General features: G+C 33.4%; 18 protein-coding genes and 1 riboswitch. All 18 genes read left to right on the top strand.

From position 1 onward, the window contains the following. The first annotated feature begins 10 nt into the window (after positions 1 to 10). The 18 genes from thrA (at position 11) to BMY33_RS08860 (ending at position 22,487) form a co-directional block, all read left to right on the top strand. Positions 11 to 2,422 (top strand): bifunctional aspartate kinase/homoserine dehydrogenase I, encoded by a 2,412-nt coding sequence (gene thrA / locus BMY33_RS08945; protein ID WP_091408178.1) that lies wholly within the window; start codon positions 11 to 13, stop codon positions 2,420 to 2,422. A 22-nt stretch (positions 2,423 to 2,444) separates the two neighbouring features. Continuing rightward, positions 2,445 to 2,870: an OsmC family protein gene (locus BMY33_RS08940; protein WP_091407652.1), complete on the top strand. Its 426-nt coding sequence runs from the start codon at positions 2,445 to 2,447 to the stop codon at positions 2,868 to 2,870. Beyond that, positions 2,867 to 4,045 (top strand): trans-sulfuration enzyme family protein, encoded by a 1,179-nt coding sequence (locus BMY33_RS08935; protein WP_091407651.1) that lies wholly within the window; start codon positions 2,867 to 2,869, stop codon positions 4,043 to 4,045. The genes BMY33_RS08940 and BMY33_RS08935 overlap by 4 nt, the downstream gene beginning before the upstream one ends. A gap of 190 nt (positions 4,046 to 4,235) precedes the next feature. Continuing rightward, positions 4,236 to 4,502, top strand: a complete 267-nt coding sequence (locus tag BMY33_RS08930; protein WP_091407649.1) for a DUF2061 domain-containing protein — start codon at positions 4,236 to 4,238, stop codon at positions 4,500 to 4,502. A gap of 29 nt (positions 4,503 to 4,531) precedes the next feature. Further along, positions 4,532 to 5,158, top strand: coding sequence for a phosphoadenosine phosphosulfate reductase domain-containing protein (locus BMY33_RS08925; RefSeq protein ID WP_091408176.1), 627 nt, complete (start codon positions 4,532 to 4,534; stop codon positions 5,156 to 5,158). A gap of 52 nt (positions 5,159 to 5,210) precedes the next feature. Beyond that, positions 5,211 to 6,149 (top strand): sulfate adenylyltransferase subunit CysD, encoded by a 939-nt coding sequence (gene cysD / locus BMY33_RS08920; RefSeq protein WP_091407648.1) that lies wholly within the window; start codon positions 5,211 to 5,213, stop codon positions 6,147 to 6,149. 72 nt (positions 6,150 to 6,221) lie between these two features. Beyond that, positions 6,222 to 7,469, top strand: coding sequence for a sulfate adenylyltransferase subunit 1 (locus BMY33_RS08915; RefSeq protein ID WP_091407646.1), 1,248 nt, complete (start codon positions 6,222 to 6,224; stop codon positions 7,467 to 7,469). A 106-nt stretch (positions 7,470 to 7,575) separates the two neighbouring features. Beyond that, a complete protein-coding gene (locus BMY33_RS08910; RefSeq protein WP_091407644.1) occupies positions 7,576 to 9,666 on the top strand; it encodes a HEPN domain-containing protein in 2,091 nt (696 codons plus the stop codon). Positions 9,667 to 9,718: 52 nt separating this feature from the next. After that, positions 9,719 to 10,486: a uroporphyrinogen-III C-methyltransferase gene (gene cobA, locus BMY33_RS08905; protein ID WP_091407643.1), complete on the top strand. Its 768-nt coding sequence runs from the start codon at positions 9,719 to 9,721 to the stop codon at positions 10,484 to 10,486. A 21-nt stretch (positions 10,487 to 10,507) separates the two neighbouring features. Further along, positions 10,508 to 11,110: a precorrin-2 dehydrogenase/sirohydrochlorin ferrochelatase family protein gene (locus tag BMY33_RS08900; protein ID WP_091407641.1), complete on the top strand. Its 603-nt coding sequence runs from the start codon at positions 10,508 to 10,510 to the stop codon at positions 11,108 to 11,110. After that, entirely contained in the window at positions 11,097 to 12,152 is a 1,056-nt protein-coding gene (locus BMY33_RS08895) for an NAD(P)/FAD-dependent oxidoreductase (protein ID WP_091407639.1), read from the top strand. Before BMY33_RS08900 ends, BMY33_RS08895 begins: the two co-directional genes overlap by 14 nt. Positions 12,153 to 12,238: 86 nt before the next feature. After that, on the top strand, positions 12,239 to 12,559 hold the full coding sequence (locus BMY33_RS08890) for a 2Fe-2S iron-sulfur cluster-binding protein (protein ID WP_091408174.1): 321 nt from the start codon (positions 12,239 to 12,241) through the stop codon (positions 12,557 to 12,559). Positions 12,560 to 12,649: 90 nt separating this feature from the next. Beyond that, positions 12,650 to 12,757, top strand: a riboswitch (SAM riboswitch). Positions 12,758 to 12,920: 163 nt separating this feature from the next. Further along, on the top strand, positions 12,921 to 13,922 hold the full coding sequence (locus BMY33_RS08885; RefSeq protein WP_091407638.1) for a homocysteine S-methyltransferase family protein: 1,002 nt from the start codon (positions 12,921 to 12,923) through the stop codon (positions 13,920 to 13,922). Positions 13,923 to 13,925: 3 nt separating this feature from the next. Beyond that, a complete protein-coding gene (gene metH, locus BMY33_RS08880) occupies positions 13,926 to 16,619 on the top strand; it encodes a methionine synthase (RefSeq protein WP_091407637.1) in 2,694 nt (897 codons plus the stop codon). 33 nt (positions 16,620 to 16,652) lie between these two features. After that, positions 16,653 to 17,606: a methylenetetrahydrofolate reductase [NAD(P)H] gene (gene metF / locus BMY33_RS08875; protein WP_091407635.1), complete on the top strand. Its 954-nt coding sequence runs from the start codon at positions 16,653 to 16,655 to the stop codon at positions 17,604 to 17,606. A 51-nt stretch (positions 17,607 to 17,657) separates the two neighbouring features. Then, positions 17,658 to 18,752, top strand: coding sequence for an acyloxyacyl hydrolase (locus BMY33_RS08870; protein ID WP_091407633.1), 1,095 nt, complete (start codon positions 17,658 to 17,660; stop codon positions 18,750 to 18,752). After that, positions 18,749 to 19,498: a head GIN domain-containing protein gene (locus BMY33_RS08865; RefSeq protein WP_091407631.1), complete on the top strand. Its 750-nt coding sequence runs from the start codon at positions 18,749 to 18,751 to the stop codon at positions 19,496 to 19,498. The genes BMY33_RS08870 and BMY33_RS08865 overlap by 4 nt, the downstream gene beginning before the upstream one ends. Before the next feature lie 313 nt (positions 19,499 to 19,811). Further along, positions 19,812 to 22,487, top strand: a complete 2,676-nt coding sequence (locus tag BMY33_RS08860; RefSeq protein ID WP_091407630.1) for a PAS domain-containing protein — start codon at positions 19,812 to 19,814, stop codon at positions 22,485 to 22,487. Positions 22,488 to 22,540 lie beyond the last annotated feature (53 nt).

Genomic DNA, 22,540 nt, shown 5'->3' with positions numbered 1-22,540 from the left:
AGAAGATAAAATGAAGATTTTAAAGTTTGGAGGAAAATCACTTGCGAATGGCAAAGGCATTCACAAAGTAATAAATATAATAGAGAATAAAGTTGGTAATGGTGAGTCTATAACGGTAGTGCTTTCTGCTAGAGGGAGATCTACAGATCAATTAGAAGAAATATTAGATAGAGCTGTTAATAATGAAAGTTACCAAGAACAGTTGCAGGCTTTTAAACAATATCAAGTAGATAGCTATGGTGATTTTAAAGTTGATGATGAGTTTAAAACATTGGATAAGCTTTTTGAAGGAGTGTCTTTATTAGGAGACTATAGTAAAAGAATTAAAGATCAAGTTTTGTCGCAAGGGGAAGTAATCTCTGCAAAATTACTTACACATATTCTGAAAGAAAAAGGAATAAATGCCAATTTTACAGATAGTAGAGAATTGATTAAAACAGACGGTAAGTTTGGAGAAGCACAACCGTTAGATAAGTTGTCTAAAGAAAATGTGGTTAAACATTTTAAGAAATATAATGGAACCACAGTTAATATTGTTACTGGGTTTATTGCTTCCAATACTAAGAACGAAACAACGACCTTAGGAAGAAATGGGAGTAATTATACAGCAGCTTTGTTAGCAAATTACCTAGATGCCGAGGAATTGCAGAACTTCACTCATGTAAGTGGAATTTACACGGCAAATCCAGATTTAGTATCTGATGCAAAAAAAATAGAAAGATTATCTTATACGGAGGCAAATGAATTGGCATATTTCGGAGCTAACATTCTTCATGCTAAAACAATAATTCCATTAATAGAAAAAAATATTCCATTACGTATTTTAAATACTTTTGATGATCAAAATAATGGAACTTTAATCACTGCAGAGAATAGTAGTAAAGGAATAAAATCTCTTTCGGTTCTAGAAAATGTTTCTCTAATTAACTTAGAAGGAAGAGGGCTTTTAGGACGAGTAGGAGTAGATGCAAGAATATTTAAAGCGTTAGCGTATAAGAATATAAGTGTGAGTATTATTTCTCAAGGATCATCGGAAAGAGGAATAGGTCTGGTGGTAGAGTCAGAAAAGGCAATAGAAGCCAAAAAAGTTCTGAAACAAGAATTTGAGGCAGATTTTTATAAGAAAGATGTAAATAAGATTACGGTAGCAAATGAGGTAGCTGTTATTTCAATCATCGGACAGGATTTAAGTACGTTTCACAGGCCCTATAATGCCTTAATCAAAAATCAAGTAATTCCATTACTTTTTAATAATACGGTCTCCGGAAAAAATGTAAGTTTAGTGGTATATAAAGCTCAACTTCATAAAGCACTAAATGTAATTCATGGTGAAATTTTTGGAGTTGCAAAAAAGATCAATATTGCAGTTTTTGGACATGGTTTAGTTGGAGGGACATTAATCGATCAGATTCTTAAATCAGCAAAAGATATTGAAAAAAGGAAAAAAATTGATTTAAATATTTTTGCAGTAGCCAATTCCAGAAAAATACTTTTAAATGAAAATGGAGTTGATACAAATTGGAAATCAATTGTTGAAGAAGGAGATTCTTACCAAATAAAAGATGTAATTAAGTTTGCGGATGCGCACCATCTAGAGAATTTAATTGCGATTGACAATACTGCTAGTAAAGATTTTACTGACAATTATAGTGTTTTAATCGAGAATGGATTTGATTTAGTTTCTTCCAATAAAGTAGCGAATACTTTAAGTTTTGATTTCTATAAAGAACTTAGAATGAAATTAGAGAAACATCAAAAACAATATCTGTACGAAACAAATGTAGGAGCCGGTTTACCATTAATAGACACTATTAAATTATTACATTTATCTGGAGAGAATATTACAAGAATCAAAGGAGTATTTTCGGGATCATTAAGTTATTTGTTTAATACTTTTTCTAAAGAAAAGAGGTTGTTTAGTGAAGTGTTGGGTGAAGCAATTAATAAAGGATATACAGAGCCTGACCCTCGTGAAGATTTATGTGGAAATGATGTAGGGAGAAAATTGTTAATTTTAGCTAGAGAGCTTGGTTTAAGTAATGAATTTAATGATGTCAATATTCATAATTTGATTCCTGAGAATTTAAGAGAAGGTGCTGCTGATACATTTTTAAAAAGATTAAAAGAGTTGGACTCAGTGTACCAAAAAATAAAAGATGAACAAAAACCTAATCATGTATTAAGATATATTGGAGATTTACACGGGGATTTGTTCAAAGAAAAAGGAATTTTGGATGTTAAATTGGTGTCAGTTCCAGAAAGTAGTGCGTTAGGACAGGTGAAAGGATCCGACTCTATATTTGAAATTTATACAGAATCTTACGGGGATCAACCTATTGTTATCCAGGGAGCAGGTGCAGGTGCAGCTGTTACTGCGAGAGGGGTTTTTGGAGATATACTTAGATTAACAGAGAAAAGCTAAATTATAATAATAACGAAATAAAATGAAGATACAACTGAAGAGAATAGATAATGATTATCATTTCGAACTAAAAAACGAAAGAGGGCATCTAACCTATATTGATAGTAAAGCGGAAGTTGGCGGTCATGATTTGGCGCCAAGTCCTATGGAATATGTGTTGATGGGAGTAGCTGGCTGTAGTGCAATCGATGTAATTTCTATACTAAAGAAACAGCGTCAGGAAATTACGGATTATAGAGCAGAAGTTGATGGATCACGAGTGGAGGTTGATGGAGCAAAACCTTTTAAAGAGATTTCGGTTACTGTATTTTTAGAAGGAGAAATAGTTCCTGAAAAAGCAAAAAGAGCTGCGCAATTGTCATTTGAAAAATATTGCTCTGTATCTAAAACATTAGAGCCAACAGCGACTGTAACGTATAAAGTGATAGTTAATAATGAAGAAATATGAGCTTGGAAAGCCAAAAATTTGAAACGCAAGCAGTAAGAACTCAAACAGATAAAACTCAGTTTTTAGAACATTCTACACCGATGTATTTAACATCTGGATTTGTTTTTGAAGACTCAGAAGAAATGAGGGCATCTTTTGCTGAAGAAAAGGATAGAAACTTATATAGTCGTTTTAGTAATCCTAATACAACTGAGTTTGTAGATAAAATCTGTAAGTTGGAAGGAGCAGAGGACGGATATGCATTTGCTACTGGAATGGCAGCTGTATTTTCTACGTTTGCAGCCATATTGAACTCTGGAGATCATATTGTTTCGGCAAGGTCGATATTTGGATCAACGCATTCGTTGTTTACCAAGTACTTTCCTAAATGGAATATAGAAACAAGTTATTTTCCAGTTAATGAAGTTGATAAGATAGAAAGTTTAATACAGCCAAATACTAAAATCATTTACGCAGAATCTCCAACCAATCCAGGAGTAGATGTATTGGATTTAGAGTTATTAGGCGAGATTGCAAAAAAACATAAGCTGTTATTGATAATTGATAATTGTTTTGCAACACCCTATTTACAAAATCCAATTAATTATGGTGCGGATTTAGTTATTCATTCTGCGACAAAACTGATTGATGGTCAAGGGCGTGTCTTAGGAGGTGTTACAGTGGGTAAGAAGGAATTAATTAGAGAAATCTATTTGTTTTCACGTAATACGGGACCAGCTTTATCACCGTTTAATGCTTGGGTGTTATCAAAAAGTTTGGAGACCTTGGCTGTAAGAGCGGATAGACATTGTGCGAATGCTTTAAAATTGGCTGAGTTTTTAGAATCACACGCTAAGGTGAATTGGGTAAAATATCCTTTCCTAAAATCTCATCCACAATATGATGTGGCTAAGAAACAAATGAAATTGGGAGGTAATATTGTGGCTTTCGAAGTTCAAAATGGAGTCGAAGGTGGAAAAACATTTTTTGATAATATTAAAATGTGTTCACTTTCAGCGAATCTGGGAGATACTAGAACTATTGTTACGCATCCGGCCTCTACAACACATAGTAAGTTAGCAGTTGAAGATAAATTAGCTGTTGGTATTACAAATGGAATGGTACGATGTTCTGTAGGGTTAGAGCATATTGATGATGTTATTGCTGATATTGCAGAAGCATTGGAAGCGATTTAGAGATATTAAGTTTAGTTTTCGTAGTAAATTATTATAATCTACTAAATCACTAGGCTTTTTATTAATAATATCATAATTCTTTCATTTCTAGTAATTTTTTAAAGTTTTTAAGACTAAGAAATAGATTTTTATATATACATTTGTTTAATAATCTACTATTCCGATAGGGTAATAGGTTTTGAGGTAAAAAATGATTGTAGATCAAATGATATTAGATAAAGTAGCTACGAAGAAAACATCGTATGAGACTGATAGAACTTCGGAAAAACCATTACGGAGTATAGCTAAGGCCGTAAGTTGGAGAGTAGTTGGTACACTTGATACATTAATTGTCTCTTATGTATTAACTGGCGAAATAGCTTTAGCTACATCTATTGCATCAATTGATTTTATTACAAAAATGATTCTTTATTTTTTTCATGAAAGAATTTGGAATCGTATTAAATGGGGGAGATAATTGCAGTTTTAGAAAAAGAATTACAAAAAATGAAATTTACACAAAAAGAAATACAGGACTTGAATAATACACTAAAGGATAAAACTCCTTTAGAGATTACACAATGGGCGGTTTTAAATGCAAAAACTCCAGTTGTAACTACTAATTTCAGACCGTATGAAGCCGCGATTCTTAGTGTGAGTGCTAAAGCGTTGTCTGATATCCCTGTTATATGGTGTGACTCTGGATACAATACTCCAAACACATACAGACATGCAGAGGAGGTAATTGATCTACTTAATCTTAATGTGCAATTATACGTTCCAAAACAGACATCCGCACATAGAGATGTAGTGATGGGAATTCCTGATATTAATGATTCGAAGCATAAAGTGTTTACACAACAGGTAAAGCTTGAGCCTTTTAAAAGAGCAATGACAGATTTTAAACCAGATGTATGGTTTACGAACTTACGTAAGGGGCAAACAGCATTGAGAGATTCTTTGGATATTTTAAGTCTTGGTAGTGATGGGGTGTTAAAAGTAAGCCCTTTTTACTATTATAGTGATGCGGAGTTAGATGTGTATTTAAAGCAACATGGTTTGCCGAATGAATTTAAGTATTTTGATCCAACAAAAGTCTTAGATAATAGAGAGTGTGGGATTCATACGAGTTAGATTAATTTGTTGATTAGTTAGATCGAAAATATATAAAAAAATATTAAATTACATGGAAGTAATTGAACAGATAAAAGAAAAGACTGTGAGCAGAAAAGTCCTAAAAGTGAATCCTTTAGAAAGTGAGGCGATTTATATTTTTAGAGAAGTGGTAGCTCAATTTGAAAAGCCTGTCTTGCTTTTTTCAGGCGGAAAAGATTCTATTACCTTAGTAAGGTTAGCACAAAAAGCATTTTACCCTGGTAAAATTCCGTTTCCTCTTTTACATATAGATACAGGACATAATTTTCCTGAGACCATTGAATTTAGAGATCGTTTGGTAAAAGAACTTGGAGTAGAATTAATAGTTCGTAATGTTCAGGATTCTATTGATCAAGGTAAAGTAATAGAAGAGAAAGGGAAATATGCAAGCCGAAATAGTTTGCAGACTACAACACTTCTTGATGCATTAGAAGAATTTAAGTTTGATGCAGCTATTGGCGGAGCAAGAAGAGATGAAGAAAAAGCTAGAGCAAAAGAACGTATCTTTTCTGTAAGAGATGATTTTGGCCAGTGGGATGAAAAAAACCAGCGACCAGAACTTTTTGATCATCTTAATGGTAAGATTGATTTAGGTCAGAATGTTCGAGTATTTCCAATTAGTAATTGGACAGAATTAGATGTTTGGAGTTATATCCAAAAAGAAGACATTGAAATCCCATCGATCTATTTTGCTCATAAACGAAAAACATTTATCAGAGATGGAATGATCTGGTCCGCAGAGGATGATGTTGTGCATAGAGAAGAAGATGAATTAGTGGAAGAAAGATTAGTTAGATTTCGTACTGTTGGTGATATGTCTTGTACTGCAGCTGTGCTCTCTGATGCAATCACCATAGATAAAGTTGTTTCAGAAATTAGAGAATCTACTATATCAGAAAGAGGAGCTCGGATAGATGATAAAAGATCTGAAGCAGCGATGGAAAAACGTAAACAACAAGGGTACTTTTAAAATAAGTTGATAGTTGTTCATTTATACAGTTTATCTGTCAATGATCAACTATGAATAATCAATTAGAAAGAAATGGATGTATTAAAAATAGCAACAGCAGGTAGTGTAGATGATGGTAAAAGTACCTTGATTGGCCGTATATTATATGATACAAAATCATTAACAACGGATAAACTAGAAGCAATTGAAACTAGAAGTAAAGCAAATGGCTTTGATTATCTAGATTTTTCATTAGCCACTGATGGGTTAGTAGCAGAAAGAGAACAAGGTATTACTATTGATGTAGCGCATATTTATTTTTCTACGAAAACGAAAAGTTACATCATAGCTGATACTCCTGGCCATATTGAATATACTAGGAACATGGTTACTGGAGCTTCAACTTCTCAGGCATCCATTATTTTGGTTGATGCTAGAAAAGGAGTTATTGAGCAAACATATCGACACTTTTTTATTAATAATCTTTTGAGAGTAAAGGATGTGATTGTGGCGGTGAACAAAATGGATTTAGTAGATTTTGCTCAGGATACGTATGAAGCGATTAAAGCTGATTTTGAAAAATTAATTGCTAAGAGTGATTACAAAGAACAGAATATAACCTTTATTCCAGTAAGTGCTTTGCAAGGAGATAATGTAGTTTCAAAATCTGAAAATACTCCTTGGTATAAAGGTCAAACATTATTGGAACATTTAGAAGAACTAGATGCGCAAGATGTTTATGAAAAAGCAGAAGTTCGGTTTCCTATACAAACAGTAATTAGACCTAAAAAGGATGAGTTTCATGATTTTAGAGGATATGCTGGTAAATTATATGGAGGAGATCTTTCTGTAGGTGATGACGTAACAATTTTACCTTCATTAACAACATCTAAAGTGAAAGAGATTTTCTTTTTTGATCAAAAGTTTGATACAGCAGGTAGAGGTAGTTCGTGCACAATTACGCTTGAAGATGATGTAAACGTAAGTAGAGGTGATATGATAGTAAAATCATCAGAAAAACCTCGTGTAGAGAAACAACTAACTGCTACCGTATGCTGGATGGATAGTAGAGATTTAAATCCAGGGACAAATTATTTCATTCAGAGTGGAAGTAGTAGGATTTTAGCGAAAGTGAAAAATATTAGCGGAACGGTTGCTACTGATTTCTCTGGAGAGGATACTGCTAAAAACTCATTAAAACTTAATGAAATAGGAAAAGTTCAGATACAATTAAGCAAACCATTAGCAATTGATTCTTATGATAAGAACAAAGCTTCTGGGTCATTTATATTAATAGATTCTCAAACCAATAATACTTCAGGAGTAGGCTTTATTCTATAAATAGAAATCTTTACCTGATAAGAAAAAACAAGAATTTTTAGAATTAAAAACCTTTATACAAAAGTCATAATTATATCCTTTTTTAAAGGTTGAAATACGAAAAAAAATGCAAAGTTTTAGAACAGAAATAGAAAACCCAATTGTCCAAAAAGATATTATAGAATTAGCTAATAAAATTGAGCAATTCCATAAAGGAAAGATTGATGAAGAAAAGTTTCGTAGCCTTCGTTTAGCACGTGGAGTTTATGGGCAAAGACAGGAAGGTGTACAGATGATTCGTATTAAATTACCATATGGTAAAGTTTTGAGTAATCAGTTACGAAGAATTTGTGATGTATCTGATGAATATTCACGAGGAAGATTGCATATTACAACTCGTCAGGATATACAGATTCATTATGTAGACTTAAATAGAACACCAGAACTTTGGGCAGAGTTAGAAAGAGATGACGTAACACTTAGAGAAGCTTGCGGTAATACAGTGCGTAATGTTACTGCTTCCGAAACTGCAGGAATTGACCTAAAAGAACCTTTTGATGTATCTCCATATGCAGATGCGCTGTTTCGTTTCTTTTTAAGAAATCCGATATGTCAGGAAATGGGGCGTAAGTTTAAAGTGTCTTTCTCAGGAACTGAAGAAGATACTGGTTTGTCATATATGCATGATCTTGGTTTTATTGCTAAAGTTGAAAATGGAGTAAGAGGATTTAAAGTAATGCTTGCTGGGGGATTAGGTTCTCAGCCAAGACATGCAGATGAATTATATAGCTTTTTACCTTCAGATAAAATTATTCCTTTAATGGAAGGAGTGCTGAGAGTTTTTGATCGTCACGGAGAAAGAAAAAGTAGAGCAAAAGCAAGAATGAAATTCTTAGTAAAGGATATAGGTTTAGAAGCTTTTAAAGAACTAGTAGAAGCAGAACAAAATGCAATTGTACAAAAAACAGTTGCCATTGATGTAGAAGCTTACGTAGCATCAATACCGGTGTCAGTAGAAGTTCCAAAAGTAAGTGTTGTTGATCAAAAGGCGTATGATTTATGGGAATCTACCAATGTAATCAGACAAAAACAAAAAGAATTTGTCGCAATTGGAATTAAAGTTTTATTAGGTGATTTTTATACAGATAAAGCTCGTTTACTTGCTGAGTTGGTTGAAAAATATGCCGCTGGAGAAATAAGATTATCACTACGCCAGAATATTTTAATTCCTTTTGTTAAAGAAGAATTACTTCCATTTTTCTATCAAGAATTAGAAAAACTTGGATTTGTAGAAGCTGGTTATAATAAAGCAATTGATATTACAGCGTGTCCAGGTACTGATACTTGTAATTTAGGAATAGCTAGTAGTACAGGTATCGCTGAAGAATTAGAAAGAGTTATTAAAACTGAATACCCACAATATTTAGAGAAAGAAGATTTAGTGATTAAAATCAGTGGATGTATGAATGCTTGTGGTCAACATAATATGGCTAATATTGGTTTTCAGGGAATGTCAGTAAGAACAAAAGATAAATTAGTAGCACCAGCATTACAAGTATTGCTTGGAGGAGGTAATCTTGGTGATGGAAAAGGACGTTTTGCAGATAAAGTAGTAAAAATTCCTAGTAGAAGAGGTCCAGAAGCATTACGTAGAATCTTGGATGATTATGAAGAAAATGCAAATGGTAGAACTTTTGTAGCATATTATGAAGATAAAGGAGAAAAGTATTTTTATAATTTTTTAACGGATTTATCTAATGTTGATAATTTAACACAAGAGGATTTTATTGATTGGGGAACCGAACAGGAATATGTAAAAGCTATTGGAGTTGGAGAATGCGCTGGTGTTGTGATTGATTTAATTGCTACTTTGTTCTTAGAGAGTGAAGAAAAAATTGAGAATGCAAAAAGGTCTTTTGATAATGAAATATATTCTGATGCGGTATATCATGCGTATAGTTCACTAGTGAATTCTGCTAAAGCATTATTGTTAGCAGAAAATAAGAAGACTAATACACATGCCGGAATCATAAGTCAATTCGACGAGGAGTTTGTAGTAAGCGGTAAGATTAATCTTGATGGAACATTTACAGATTTAATATATCAACTTCAGAAAAACGCACCAAACAAGGATTTTGCAGTGGATTATATTAAAAAAGCAGGGCAATTTTTGCAAAAAGTGCAAGCGTTTAGAGCACTTGAAGTAGAAAATGTATAATATCTTTACAAAGCTATAAACCCTTTGTAATAAAGATAATAAGTGAATAAAAATGAGTAGTAAAACACCAAAATTAACAGTAGTTGGAGCAGGACCAGGAGATCCGGATTTGATTACATTAAAAGCAATCAAAGTATTGGAGTCTGCCGATGTGGTGTTATATGATGCGCTCATCAATGAATCTTTACTAGAATATGCGTCTAATGCAGAGAAGATATTTGTAGGTAAAAGAAAAGGGTGCTATGCTTATCAACAAGAACAAATTAATGAATTGATTGTTAGTAGAGCCAAAAGTAGCGGACACGTAGTGCGATTAAAAGGAGGAGATCCATTTATTTTTGGTCGAGGAGCAGAAGAAATTGATTATGTACAACAATTTAGTATAGAAACTAATATGGTTCCAGGGATATCATCGTCATTAGCAGTTCCTGCTTACCAAGGAATTCCATTGACCAAAAGAGGTTCTTCAGAGAGCTTCTGGGTAATTACGGGAACCACTAAATCACATAAATTATCGCAGGATGTTTGCCTGGCAGCTAAATCTAATGCAACTGTGGTAATTTTAATGGGGATGAGCAAGTTAAACGAAATAGTTAGTATCTTTGCAGCCGAAAATAAACAAGATATTCCAGTTGCTGTTATTCAGAACGGAACAACTGAAAATGAGAAGTTTGGGTATGGTTCGATACAGACTATAGAACAAGTAGTTTTAGAAAAAAAAATGTCTTCGCCAGCCATTATTGTGATTGGAGAAGTAGTTGAGCGAAGAGCGAAATTAGCTACAATTTGTCAAGAAGTAACAGAAGAAATCGTATCTTGATAGTTCAGGATAACTATAAAGATGGAAGAAAGAAATAATTTATATCCGGTTTTTCTGAAAGTTAAAAACCTCGAAATCCTGATAGTTGGAGGAGGAAATGTGGCCGAAGAAAAACTAACGTTCTTATTAAAATCTAGTCCTGATGCCAAAGTAACAATGGTTTCTCCCATGTACAGAGAAGATACAATTGCTTTAGCTAAAAAGTTTGGAATAGAAATGATTAAAAAGAAATATCGCAGACGTTTTCTTAAAGGGAAACATATTGTGATAGCTACTACAGATGTTCCTGATGTTAATGTACAAGTTTATAAAGACTGTAGGAAAAGAAGTAAGTTGGTGAATGTAGCAGACAATCCTCCATATTGTGATTTTTATATGGGAGGTATTGTAACCAAAGGAAACGTAAAAGTGGCTATTTCAACAAACGGAAAGTCACCTACAACGGCAAAACGACTGCGTCAGTTTTTTGAAGAAGTAATTCCGGAAAACATTGATGATTTAGTTAAGAATTTAAACGAATATAGAAAAACAATAAAAGGTGATTTTGAAGAAAAAGTGGAAACACTTAATGAATTCACCAAAGGATTAATAGGAAAAAAAGAAGTTGAACATGATCAAGACTGATATTCTAATCATCGGAGCAGGACCAACAGGATTATTTACTGTTTTTGAAGCTGGATTACTAAAATTAAAAACACATCTTATTGATGCATTGCCTCAACCAGGAGGACAATGTTCAGAGATATACCCAAAAAAACCAATATATGATATTCCTGGGTTTCCTGAGATTTTAGCAGGAGATTTGGTAAATAATTTAATGGAACAAATAAAACCTTTTGAACCAGGTTTTACATTAGGAGATCGAGCAGAAACCATTGAAAAACTAGAAGACGGAACTTTTGTTGTTACTACATTACGAGGTGTTAAGCATAATGCACCTGTTGTAGCAATCGCTGGAGGGTTAGGTTCTTTTGAGCCACGTAAACCACCTATTCCAAATATTGCAGATTTTGAAGATAAAGGAGTTGCCTATATTATTAGGGATCCAGAAGTGTATAGGGACAAAAGAGTTGTAATTGCTGGTGGAGGAGATTCTGCTTTGGATTGGACTATTTTCTTAGCAGAGGTAGCAAGTGAAGTTACCTTGGTGCATAGAAGAAATGAATTTAGAGGAGCATTAGATTCAGTAGAAAGAGTTGCTGAGTTAACTAAATTAGGTAAGGTAAATCTAATTACTGAAGCTGAAGTAAAAGAAATTAAAGGCGATGCTCACGTAACTGGTTTAGGAATCAAGCATAAAACAGAAGGAGATATCCATGTAGATACAGATTATTTCATTCCTTTATTTGGATTGTCACCAAAGTTAGGACCTATTGGGAACTGGGGGTTAGAGATAGAAAAGAATGCAATAAAAGTTGATAATTCTTATGATTACCAAACAAATATACCAGGTATTTATGCTATAGGTGATGTTAATACCTATAAAGGAAAGCTGAAGTTGATCCTTTCAGGATTTCACGAGGCAGCTATTATGTGTCAAAGCGCTTATCAAAGAATCTTCCCAGATAAGAAGTATGTAATGAAGTATACTACTGTTGGAGGAGTTGAAGGATTTGATGGTTCTAAAAAAGAAGCTAAAAAAGAAGTTGTAAAAGCTATAGTTTAGAAAATATAGAATAGTATAATCCTCGCAATATATACTGAATGATTTGGTATATTTGCGAGGATTTTTATACAATTAAGACAAGAAATATGTCAGATGTTACCATAAAGATAAAAGATAGAGAAGGAGAAGTGCACGAAGTACAGGCTCCAACAGATATGGCTATGAACCTGATGGAAGTATGTAAGGCATATGAACTTCCTGTAGAAGGAACTTGCGGTGGTATGGCGATGTGTGCATCTTGTCAATGTTATGTTTTATCTGATCACGAGCTTCCTGAAATGGGACAAGATGAAGATCTAATGTTGGCAGAAGCTTTTTATGTAGAAGATAATAGTAGGTTAGGATGTCAGATTCCAATTACTCCAGAATTAGATGGTTTGGAAGTCGAATTAGCTCCTGAATCTTAAAAAAGTAGAATAAACTTGCAAAACAAAAGGCTATGCCTTTAATTTGTGGTATAAGAACAGTAAAGCTGTTTAGTTCATATAAATATTAAAATGTTATCAAGAAAGGTGGAGGGAATAGACCCTATGATACCTTAGCAACCCTTTATCTTTTAAAGAAGGTGCTACATTCTATTCGTATTATAACGAAATAGATAACAATGACCATAGCCTTCGCTATTTCCATTTATTTTTCTTGATATAATTTTAATGTAATTCCTTTTCTAAGGGAAATTAATATTGTTTAATAATATTAAATTAAACCAGTTAAGGGTTTTTATTATTTTAAAATGGGCTTTGATGAACTTAGCCGTACGATGAATAAATGAAGGATATAAAAAAAATATTAGAAGAAAGAATTCTTGTACTTGATGGTGCGATGGGTACCATGTTACAACGTCATAAGTTTACAGAAGAAGATTTCAGAGGAGAACGATTTAAAGATTGGTCTGTTCCCGTACAAGGGAATAACGATTTGTTGAGTATTACGCAACCTGATGCAATAAAAGAAGTGCACCGATTGTATTTTGAGGCAGGAGCTGATATTGTAGAAACCAATACTTTTTCTGGGACTACAATTGCAATGGCAGACTATGAGATGGAGGAATTGGTTTATGAATTAAATTATCAGTCTGCTAAAATAGCCAAAGAGGTAGCTGATGAATTTACGGAGAAAGAACCTCATAAACCTCGATTTGTGGCAGGATCTATTGGCCCGACTAATAGAACAGCTAGTATGTCTCCAGATGTAAACGATCCTGGGTTTAGAGCGGTTACTTTTGATGAACTCAGAATTGCTTATAAACAACAGGTAGAAGCACTAATAGATGGTGGTTCTGATATTCTTTTAGTAGAAACTATTTTTGATACTTTGAATGCGAAAGCAGCACTTTTTGCAATTGAAGAGGTTAAAGATGAACGAAATATAGAAGTACCAATTATGATAAGTGGTACGATTACTGATGCAAGTGGCCGAACACTATCTGGACAAACGGCAGAAGCATTTTTGATTTCCGTATCACATATTCCTATGTTATCTGTAGGTTTTAATTGCGCATTAGGAGCAAGTCAGTTAACTCCACATTTAGAAGTGTTGGCCCAGAAAGCCAATTTTGGAGTCTCAGCACATCCTAATGCAGGATTACCAAATGCTTTTGGAGAGTATGATGAAACCCCAGAACAAATGGCATCTCAGATTAAGGAATATATGGATAAAAGTTTAGTAAATATTGTCGGAGGATGCTGTGGAACGACACCAGAACATATAAAAGCAATTGCTGATTTAGCTAAAGATTATAAACCAAGATCAATTGCAGTTGAAGTATAGATTATGAGTAAGGATCAAAAAAGAAAATATCTGAAATTATCTGGACTGGAACCTATGATTGTTTCGGCAGAAACTAACTTTATTAATGTAGGAGAGCGAACTAATGTTGCTGGATCAAGAAAATTTCTACGTTTAGTAAAGGAAGAAAAATTTGATGAAGCTTTAGATATTGCGAGACATCAGGTAGAAGGTGGAGCACAGGTGATCGATATCAACATGGATGATGGTCTGATTGATGGGAAAGAAGCAATGGTTAGGTTTTTAAACCTAATTATGGCAGAACCTGATATTGCGAGAGTGCCTATTATGATTGATAGTTCTAAATGGGATATTATCGAAGCCGGCTTACAAGTAGTACAAGGAAAATGTGTAGTAAATTCCATTAGCCTTAAAGAAGGAGAAGAAGAGTTTATTGCTCACGCCAAAAAGATTAAGCGATATGGTGCTGCTGTAATCATTATGGCATTTGATGAAGTTGGGCAAGCAGATAATTACGAACGTCGTATAGAAATATCTAAGAGATCCTATGACATTCTTGTAAATAGGTTAAATTTCCCTCCAGAGGATATCATATTCGATCTAAATATATTTCCAGTCGCTACAGGAATGGAAGAGCATCGCAGAAATGCGATTGATTTTATTGAAGCGACTAAATGGGTTCGAGAAAATTTGCCTCATTGTAGTGTCAGTGGTGGAGTAAGTAATGTTTCTTTCTCTTTTAGGGGGAATAATCCAGTTCGTGAAGCAATGCATTCTGTGTTTTTATACCACGCAATTAAAGCAGGTATGAATATAGGTATTGTGAATCCTGCAATGCTAGAAGTATATGATGATATCCCCAAAGATTTACTTGAACACGTAGAAGATGTAATTCTAGATCGAAGAGAAGATGCTACTGAAAGATTATTGGATTTTGCGGAAACTGTAGTAGGTACAAGTAAGGAAAAAACAGCAGATCTCTCTTGGAGAGAAGAACCTTTGCAAAACAGAATAACAAGGGCGCTGGTAAAAGGTATTGACCAATATATTGTAGAAGATGTAGAGGAAGCAAGATTAGAAGCAGACAAGCCTATAGAGGTAATTGAAGGTAATTTAATGACCGGTATGAATGTGGTGGGAGATCTTTTTGGATCAGGTAAAATGTTTTTGCCTCAAGTAGTTAAATCTGCAAGGGTAATGAAAAAAGCTGTTGCCTATTTATTGCCATATATTGAAGAAGAAAAGAAAAAAAATCCAAACGCTGCAGAAGGAAATGGTTCAAATGGACGTATTCTGATGGCTACAGTCAAGGGAGATGTCCATGATATAGGTAAAAATATTGTCTCCGTAGTATTAGGGTGCAATAATTATGATATTGTGGATATGGGAGTAATGGTCCCTCCAGAAAAAATTATTCAGACTGCTATTGATGAGCAAGTAGATATCATTGGATTAAGTGGTTTGATTACACCATCATTAGATGAAATGGTGTTTTTAGCTAAAGAAATGGAACGTAGAAATTTTAAAGTTCCTTTGTTAATTGGTGGAGCAACAACATCCAAAGCGCATACTGCGGTCAAGATTGATCCACAATATAAGAATGCAGTAGTGCATGTTAATGATGCATCTAGAGCAGTAACTGTTGTTGGAGATTTGCTTAATAAAAGAAGTAATCAAAAATATGTCGGAGATCTGAAGGAAGATTATGAAAAGTTTAGAGAAGGGTTCCTTAAAAGAACAAAACAAAAAGAGTATTTAGCAATTGAAGAAGCTAGAAAGAATAAATATTCGATTGATTGGAATTCATCTGACATAATAGCGCCGAATAAGTTGGGAATTCAGATTATTGAAGATCTTGATTTGCAAAAACTAGAACCTTTTATTGATTGGACACCATTCTTTAGGTCTTGGGATCTACATGGTAAATACCCTGCTATTTTAACCGATGAGGTAGTTGGTGAACAAGCTACTTCTTTGTTTAAGGATGCAAAAGAGCTATTGCAAAAGGTATTTGATGAAAAATTATTGGGAGCAAAAGCAATTTATGGTCTGTTCAAAGCGACTACCATAAATGATGATGACATTGAGATTACTTCGGGTGTTGATACTTTTAAATTTAGAACACTTCGACAACAGCTAAAGAAACATGCTGGCAAACCTAATTTTGCATTAGCAGATTTTATAGCACCAAAAGAATCAAGGATACAGGATTATATGGGGTGTTTTTGTGTAGCCACAGGGTTCGGAACAAAAGAATTGGCAGAAGCTTTTGAAGCAGATCTTGATGATTATAATTCGATTATGATTAAGGCATTGGCAGATCGTTTAGCAGAAGCTTTTGCTGAGTATTTACATGAGAAAGTACGTAAGGAAGATTGGGGATATGCAAGTAAAGAAGAATTAACAAATGAAGAGTTAATTAAGGAATCATACAAAGGAATCAGACCAGCGCCAGGATATCCAGCTTGCCCTGATCATTTGGAAAAACTGACCATTTGGGAGCTGTTGCAAGTAAAGGAAAAAATAGGAGTTGAGCTTACAGAAGGATTGGCAATGTGGCCTGCAGCTTCCGTATCAGGATATTATTTTGCAAACCCTGAAGCAAGATATTTTGGATTAGGTAAAATAAAGGAGGATCAGGTGAAAGATTTTGCTAAGAGAAAGAATATTGATTTCGAATATGCAAAAAAATGGTTGAGTCCCAATATTGCGGATTAAAATAGAAATTACCAACTAAGAACTATAAAATAAATGAAGGTTACAGATCATATAAAAAATGCAAAAGGAAAAACATTATTTTCTTTTGAACTAATACCACCACAAAAAGGTAAAAGCATTCAGGAACTCTATAATAATATTGATCCATTAATGGAATTTAAACCTCCATTTATTGATGTGACGACTTCTAGAGAAGAATTTATTTATATCGATAAAGAAGGACTGTTGGATAAAAAATTAACTCGAATGCGTCCTGGAACTGTTGGAATTTGTGCTTCGATTACACATAAGTATAGTGTGGATACTATTCCGCATGTATTGTGTGGTGGTTTTACAAAAGAAGAAACTGAATATCTCTTGGTCGATTGTCATTATTTGGGAATAGATAATGTTATGGCATTACGTGGAGATGCAATGAAAGAGGAAAAATATTTTAATCCTACAAAAGGTGGTCATTGTTACGCCAATGAGTTGGTAGAACAAATTGTGAATATGAATAATGGTAGGTTTCTTCATGAGGTTATAGAGGGTGATAATCAATCTGATTTTTGTGTTGGAGTTGCGGGGTATCCCGAAAAACATTTGGAAGCTCCTTCTATGGATTCGGACATAAGAAGGTTAAAGGATAAAGTTGATGCAGGTGCAGATTATGTTGTAACGCAAATGTTTTTTGATAATAAGAGATATTTTGATTTTGTGGAAAAGGCAAGAGAAGCGGGTATTAATGTGCCTATTATTCCAGGAATTAAACCAGTTGCTGTAAAAAGACATTTGCAATTACTTCCGCAGGTATTTAAACTGGATATGCCAGATGAACTAGTTAGGGCTGTTGAGAGTTGTAAAACTAATAAGGAAGTACGTGAAGTTGGTATTGAGTTTGCTATACAGCAATCTAAGGAGCTAATGGAATACGGAGTGCCCGTTTTACACTATTATTCAATGGGTAAATCTGATAATATTAGAAAAATAGCCGCGAATGTGTTTTAAAAACTAAATAAGGTTTTGGAAACCTACTGATGCTATCTTACATTTGCCAGAATGGTAAAACGTCTTTGTTTAGTGCTTTTTCTTCTTGGTTATATAGTACAATCTCAGGAAGACAAACGATATTATAGTTTTGATGTCAGTAATTTTTATGGAACAATCCTTAAACATAATCCAGATATCTCTCATTTAATAACGGGACATCCCTCCGGAGTTCTTTTTTCTATAAATCGAAAAACTTTTGGTAATAAAGAGTGGCAACGCTTGTATAATTCTCCGGATTATGGAGTTTCGTTTATTTATCAAAACATGGATAATGAATTTTTAGGAGAAAACTTTGGAGTCTATGCACATTATAATTTTTATTTTTTCAAACGAATTTTAATGCTTAGACTCGGACAAGGATTAGCATATAATACAAATCCTTATAATGAAGATGATAATTTTAGAAATGTAGCATACGGATCTCATTTTATGAGCTCTACGTTTGCAATGTTAAACCTAAAAAAAGAAAATTTAATAGGTGGCCTTGGAGTGCAATTGGGCTTGGGAGTGATTCATTACTCTAATGCTAATTTTAAAGCACCGAATAAAAGTACAAATACATTAGTTTTTAATGCAGGTTTTAATTATGTCTTAGATAATGAATATCCAGATTATGAAGAAAAAGAGAAAGGTGATGTTAAAGGCTCAGAACCGATTAGTTACGGTTTTATGTTCCGCAGTGGTATTAATGAAAGTGATGTTGTAGGATCTGGTCAATATCCTTTTTATACGATTGCAGCATTTGCAGATAAGAGATTTAATAAGAAGAGTAGTGTTCATTTAGGAGCAGAACTGTTTTTTTCAGAAGCTTTAGAAAAGTTTATTGATTTTAGATCTACAGGTAATTTCGAAGATGGAACTAAAGGTGATGAAGATTCAAAGCGAGTTGGGATATTTTTTGGACATGAATTACGAATTAACAAGATATCAATTTTGACACAGTTAGGATATTATATTTATTATCCATATGATTTCGAAGGACAAGTATATAATCGTTTCGGAGCTCGATATTATTTTAATAAAAATATATTCGGATCGATTACCGTAAGATCACATGCTGCTAAGGCCGAAGCTGTAGAATTTTCAATAGGATATAGATTATGAAAAAAGCTATTATAATAATATTAGGCCTATGTATGATCACTTGTGATTCAGAAAATGCCATAGATTGTTTTCAGAGGACTGGTGATATAGTAAGAAAAGAAGTTGAGGTTACGGATTTTAAAAGAATTTTGGTCAATCCAGGTGTTGAGTTAATCCTTAAAGAAGGTCCTGATGTTTTGGTTGTCATAGAGACTGGAGATAATTTGTTGGATGAAGTTTCGGCTATTGTAGAAGGAGATCGTTTGATTTTAAGTAATACTAACGATTGTAATTTTGTTCGAGATTTTAATCAGACTAAAATTTTTGTTACCTCCCCTAATATTACCGAAATCCGCAGCGAAACACAGTTTGATATTTCTTCAGAAGGGGTTTTGACATATCCATCATTAAGGTTATTATCTGAAGATTTTAATGAAGACAATGGAGGAAATATAACAGGTACTTTTACTATGCAAGTAAATATTGAAGAATTAGCTGTTGTGGGAAATAATATAGCCTCATTCTTTATTAGTGGTGAGGTTGTAAATCTATATGTTGGTTTCTTTTCTGGTACTGGAAGATTTGAGGGGGCTGAGCTCGTTGCACAAAATATAGATATTTTCCATCGAGGGACTAATAAGATAATTGTAAACCCTCAACAATTGATCGAAGGTGCAATAAGAAGTACAGGTGATGTGATTTCTATTAATAAGCCTCCGGTCATACAAGTTGATGAATTTTTTACAGGACGACTTATATTTAATTGATTTCTGATTCTTATTCTTACTTCTTTTTGATTTGATTTAGGGATTTTTCCCTTTTTTGTAATTACTGCCCTATTAGCTTTTTTTGAGTTAGTGTTAGTTTTTTTAGTATACGTATTGCTGTTTTTATTGTTTTTAATAAATTGATAATCAATGCTTTATTGTTTTTGAGTAATAGTAAAACATTGATTTTTGCGTGTAAAAAAATTATGGTTAAACCATTGAAAATAAAAGGTTTAATTATCGTAAAAAGTTAATGATATTGCGTAAATTTAAGTACCCCGCTGATCAAACATTTTAATCTTAACAAAATTGTATGGCCTATAGCGAGGAAACTACGTCTAGAGATTTTATTCCCTTAAATGAAAATTATCTAAAAGAAAAGCTTTATCAGCTTGTTAAAAAAGATGAGAAAATCTTTGATTTTATTCAAGATTCGGTCTTGGATGGTCTTTGGTTTTGGGATTTGGAAAATCCTGAAAATGAATGGATGAATAAAAAGTTTCGGACTACGTTAGGGTATGACCCTAAGGAAACATCAGAAAAAGGTTCTTCTTGGCAAGACATTATAAATCAAGATGATTTGAAAAATGCTTTAGATAATCTTGAAAAACATTTACAAAACCCTTCTCATCCTTATGATCAGGTTGTGCGCTATACCCATAAAATGGGCCATACTATTTGGGTTCAATGCAGAGGTTTGGCGATAAGAGATCATAATGGGAAACCGGTTCAAATGATCGGGATGCATACTGATATTACTAAATTAAAAAGAACCGAAGATGAATTACAAAAATTAGTTGAGAAGTACGAAGATGCTCTCGAAGGTCCTAATCTTGGATCTTGGGAATGGAATTTAAGAACAGGAGAAGTTTTGTTTGATGAGAAGTGGGCTAATATTATGGGGTATTCGCTTTCAGAGTTACAACCAGTTTCTCTAGATACTTGGGTGAATTTGATGCATCCATCTGACCATATTAAAACAACTAAAGTGTTGCAAGAGCATTATGAAAAACGTGCGCCATATTATGAATGTGAAATTCGTTTAAAGCATAAAAGCGGAGAATGGATATGGGTTATGGTCAAAGGAAAAATAATTAGTTGGGACCAAGAGGATAATCCAGAATGGTTAGTAGGTTCCCAAGTAGATATTACAGATAATAAGAAAACATTAGAGAAAAATAGGTTGTTTGTTAGCCAGGCTCCAAGTGCAATAGCAATGTTTGATACAAATATGAAGTATTTAGCTGCATCTAGAAGATGGTTTGAGGACTATAATATCGTAGGTCAAAATATAATAGGAAAAACTCAATATGAAGTTTTTCCGGAAATGGAAGAAAAATGGAGTAAATATTATAAAGATTGCCTAGGAGGGAACGTCCTAAGAAAAGACGAGGATTGTCTTAAGGGGAATGAAGGTTGTTTACAATGGATTTCATGGGAACTTAGACCTTGGTATAATAAAGAAGGTAGAATTGCAGGAGTTTTAATGCATACTTCAGATATTTCTAAGCTGAAAAAGGCAGAAGCTATTAATGAAGAGCGCAAGGTGTTTTTGGAAGCTATTTTAGATAGTGTTGATGTAGGAATAGTTTCTTGTGATAAGAATGGTAATTTAACTTTATTAAATAAGACAGCAAAGCGGTGGCATGGTCTTCAAGTAAAACCAGTTTCTCCTTCTGATTTATCTAAGTATTATGGATTATACAAGTCAGATGGTGTGACACCGCTTAAAGAAGAAGAGGTTCCTTTGTTAAGTGTGCTTAGAGGTAATCGAGTGCAAGATGAAGAAATAGTTATTATGTCGAACACAAAAGTTGCTAGAGAAGTTATAACTAACGGCTCACAATTAATAGGAAAAGATGGAGAGGTTAAAGGAGCAGTTGTGGCTATGCACGACGTTACTGATAGAAAAATAACCGAAGAAAAACTTAAGATAAGCGAAGAAGCATTTAGAGGTAATTTTGAAAATGCTGCAATTGGTATGGCTATTATAGGTTTAGATGGAAGATGGGTTGAAGTTAATAATGCAGTTTGTAATATGATCGGATATTCCAAAGAGAAGTTGACAAAAATGACATTTCAGGATATAACCCATCCTGAGGATTTGAAAAAAGATTTAGGGTTACTCAACAAGCTTTTGAAAGGTGAAATTCCCTATTATCACTTAGAAAAAAGATATCTTCATAAAAATGGCCAAGAGGTTTATACATTGTTATCAGTTTCTTTAGTAAAAGACAAAGATCAGAAGCCACTTTATTTCATTTCTCAAATAACGGACACTACACAGAATATAAGTACCAGAAAGAAATTACATAGGGCCTTAGCAAAATTAGAAGATATTTTGGAGTCAAGCACTAGAGTAGCTATTATTGGGACAAACATTTCAGGTGTCATTAATATATTTAATAGAGGAGCAGAAAATTTATTAGGATATTCTAGAGACGAACTTTTGTTAAAAGAAACCCCAGTGGTTATTCATTTAAAAGAAGAAATAAAGGCTGCCGAAATTGAGTTGTCAAGAGAATTAGGGGAATATAAAGAAGGGTTTAAAGTTTTTATTGAATTAGCTAATAAAGAAAAACATTATACGAGAGAGTGGACTTATGTCAAAAAAGATGGAACACAATTTCCTGTACAATTAACTATTACAGCTATTAAGGAAAAAGGGAGTATTGTTGGTTATTTAGGTGTAGCCACTGATATTAGTGATATAAAAAAGGCAGAGAAAGAGCTCAAGTCTATTTTAGAAGTAACAGAGGATCAAAATACGCGTTTAAAAGATTTCGCTCATATAGTATCACATAAGTTACAATTACATTCGGGTAATTTCGAAACACTCATAAAAAGATATTTACAAGAAAACCCTGATGCGAAAGAATCCGAAATCATTAAAATGTTTAAAATTACATCATCTAAACTTTCAGATACTATTAAAGATTTAAATGAAGTAGTTCAGATAAATAATTCGATAGCGACTAATTTAGACTAGCCGTTATTCTGTAATTTTTAATTAAAATAATTCTAAAGATGTGTTTTAAATGT

This window comes from Aquimarina amphilecti (genome assembly GCF_900109375.1).
In the GTDB taxonomy this organism is placed as follows: domain Bacteria; phylum Bacteroidota; class Bacteroidia; order Flavobacteriales; family Flavobacteriaceae; genus Aquimarina; species Aquimarina amphilecti.
The sequence above is the reverse complement of the archived record's forward strand: the minus strand, read 5'-3'. Positions and strand labels throughout refer to the sequence as shown.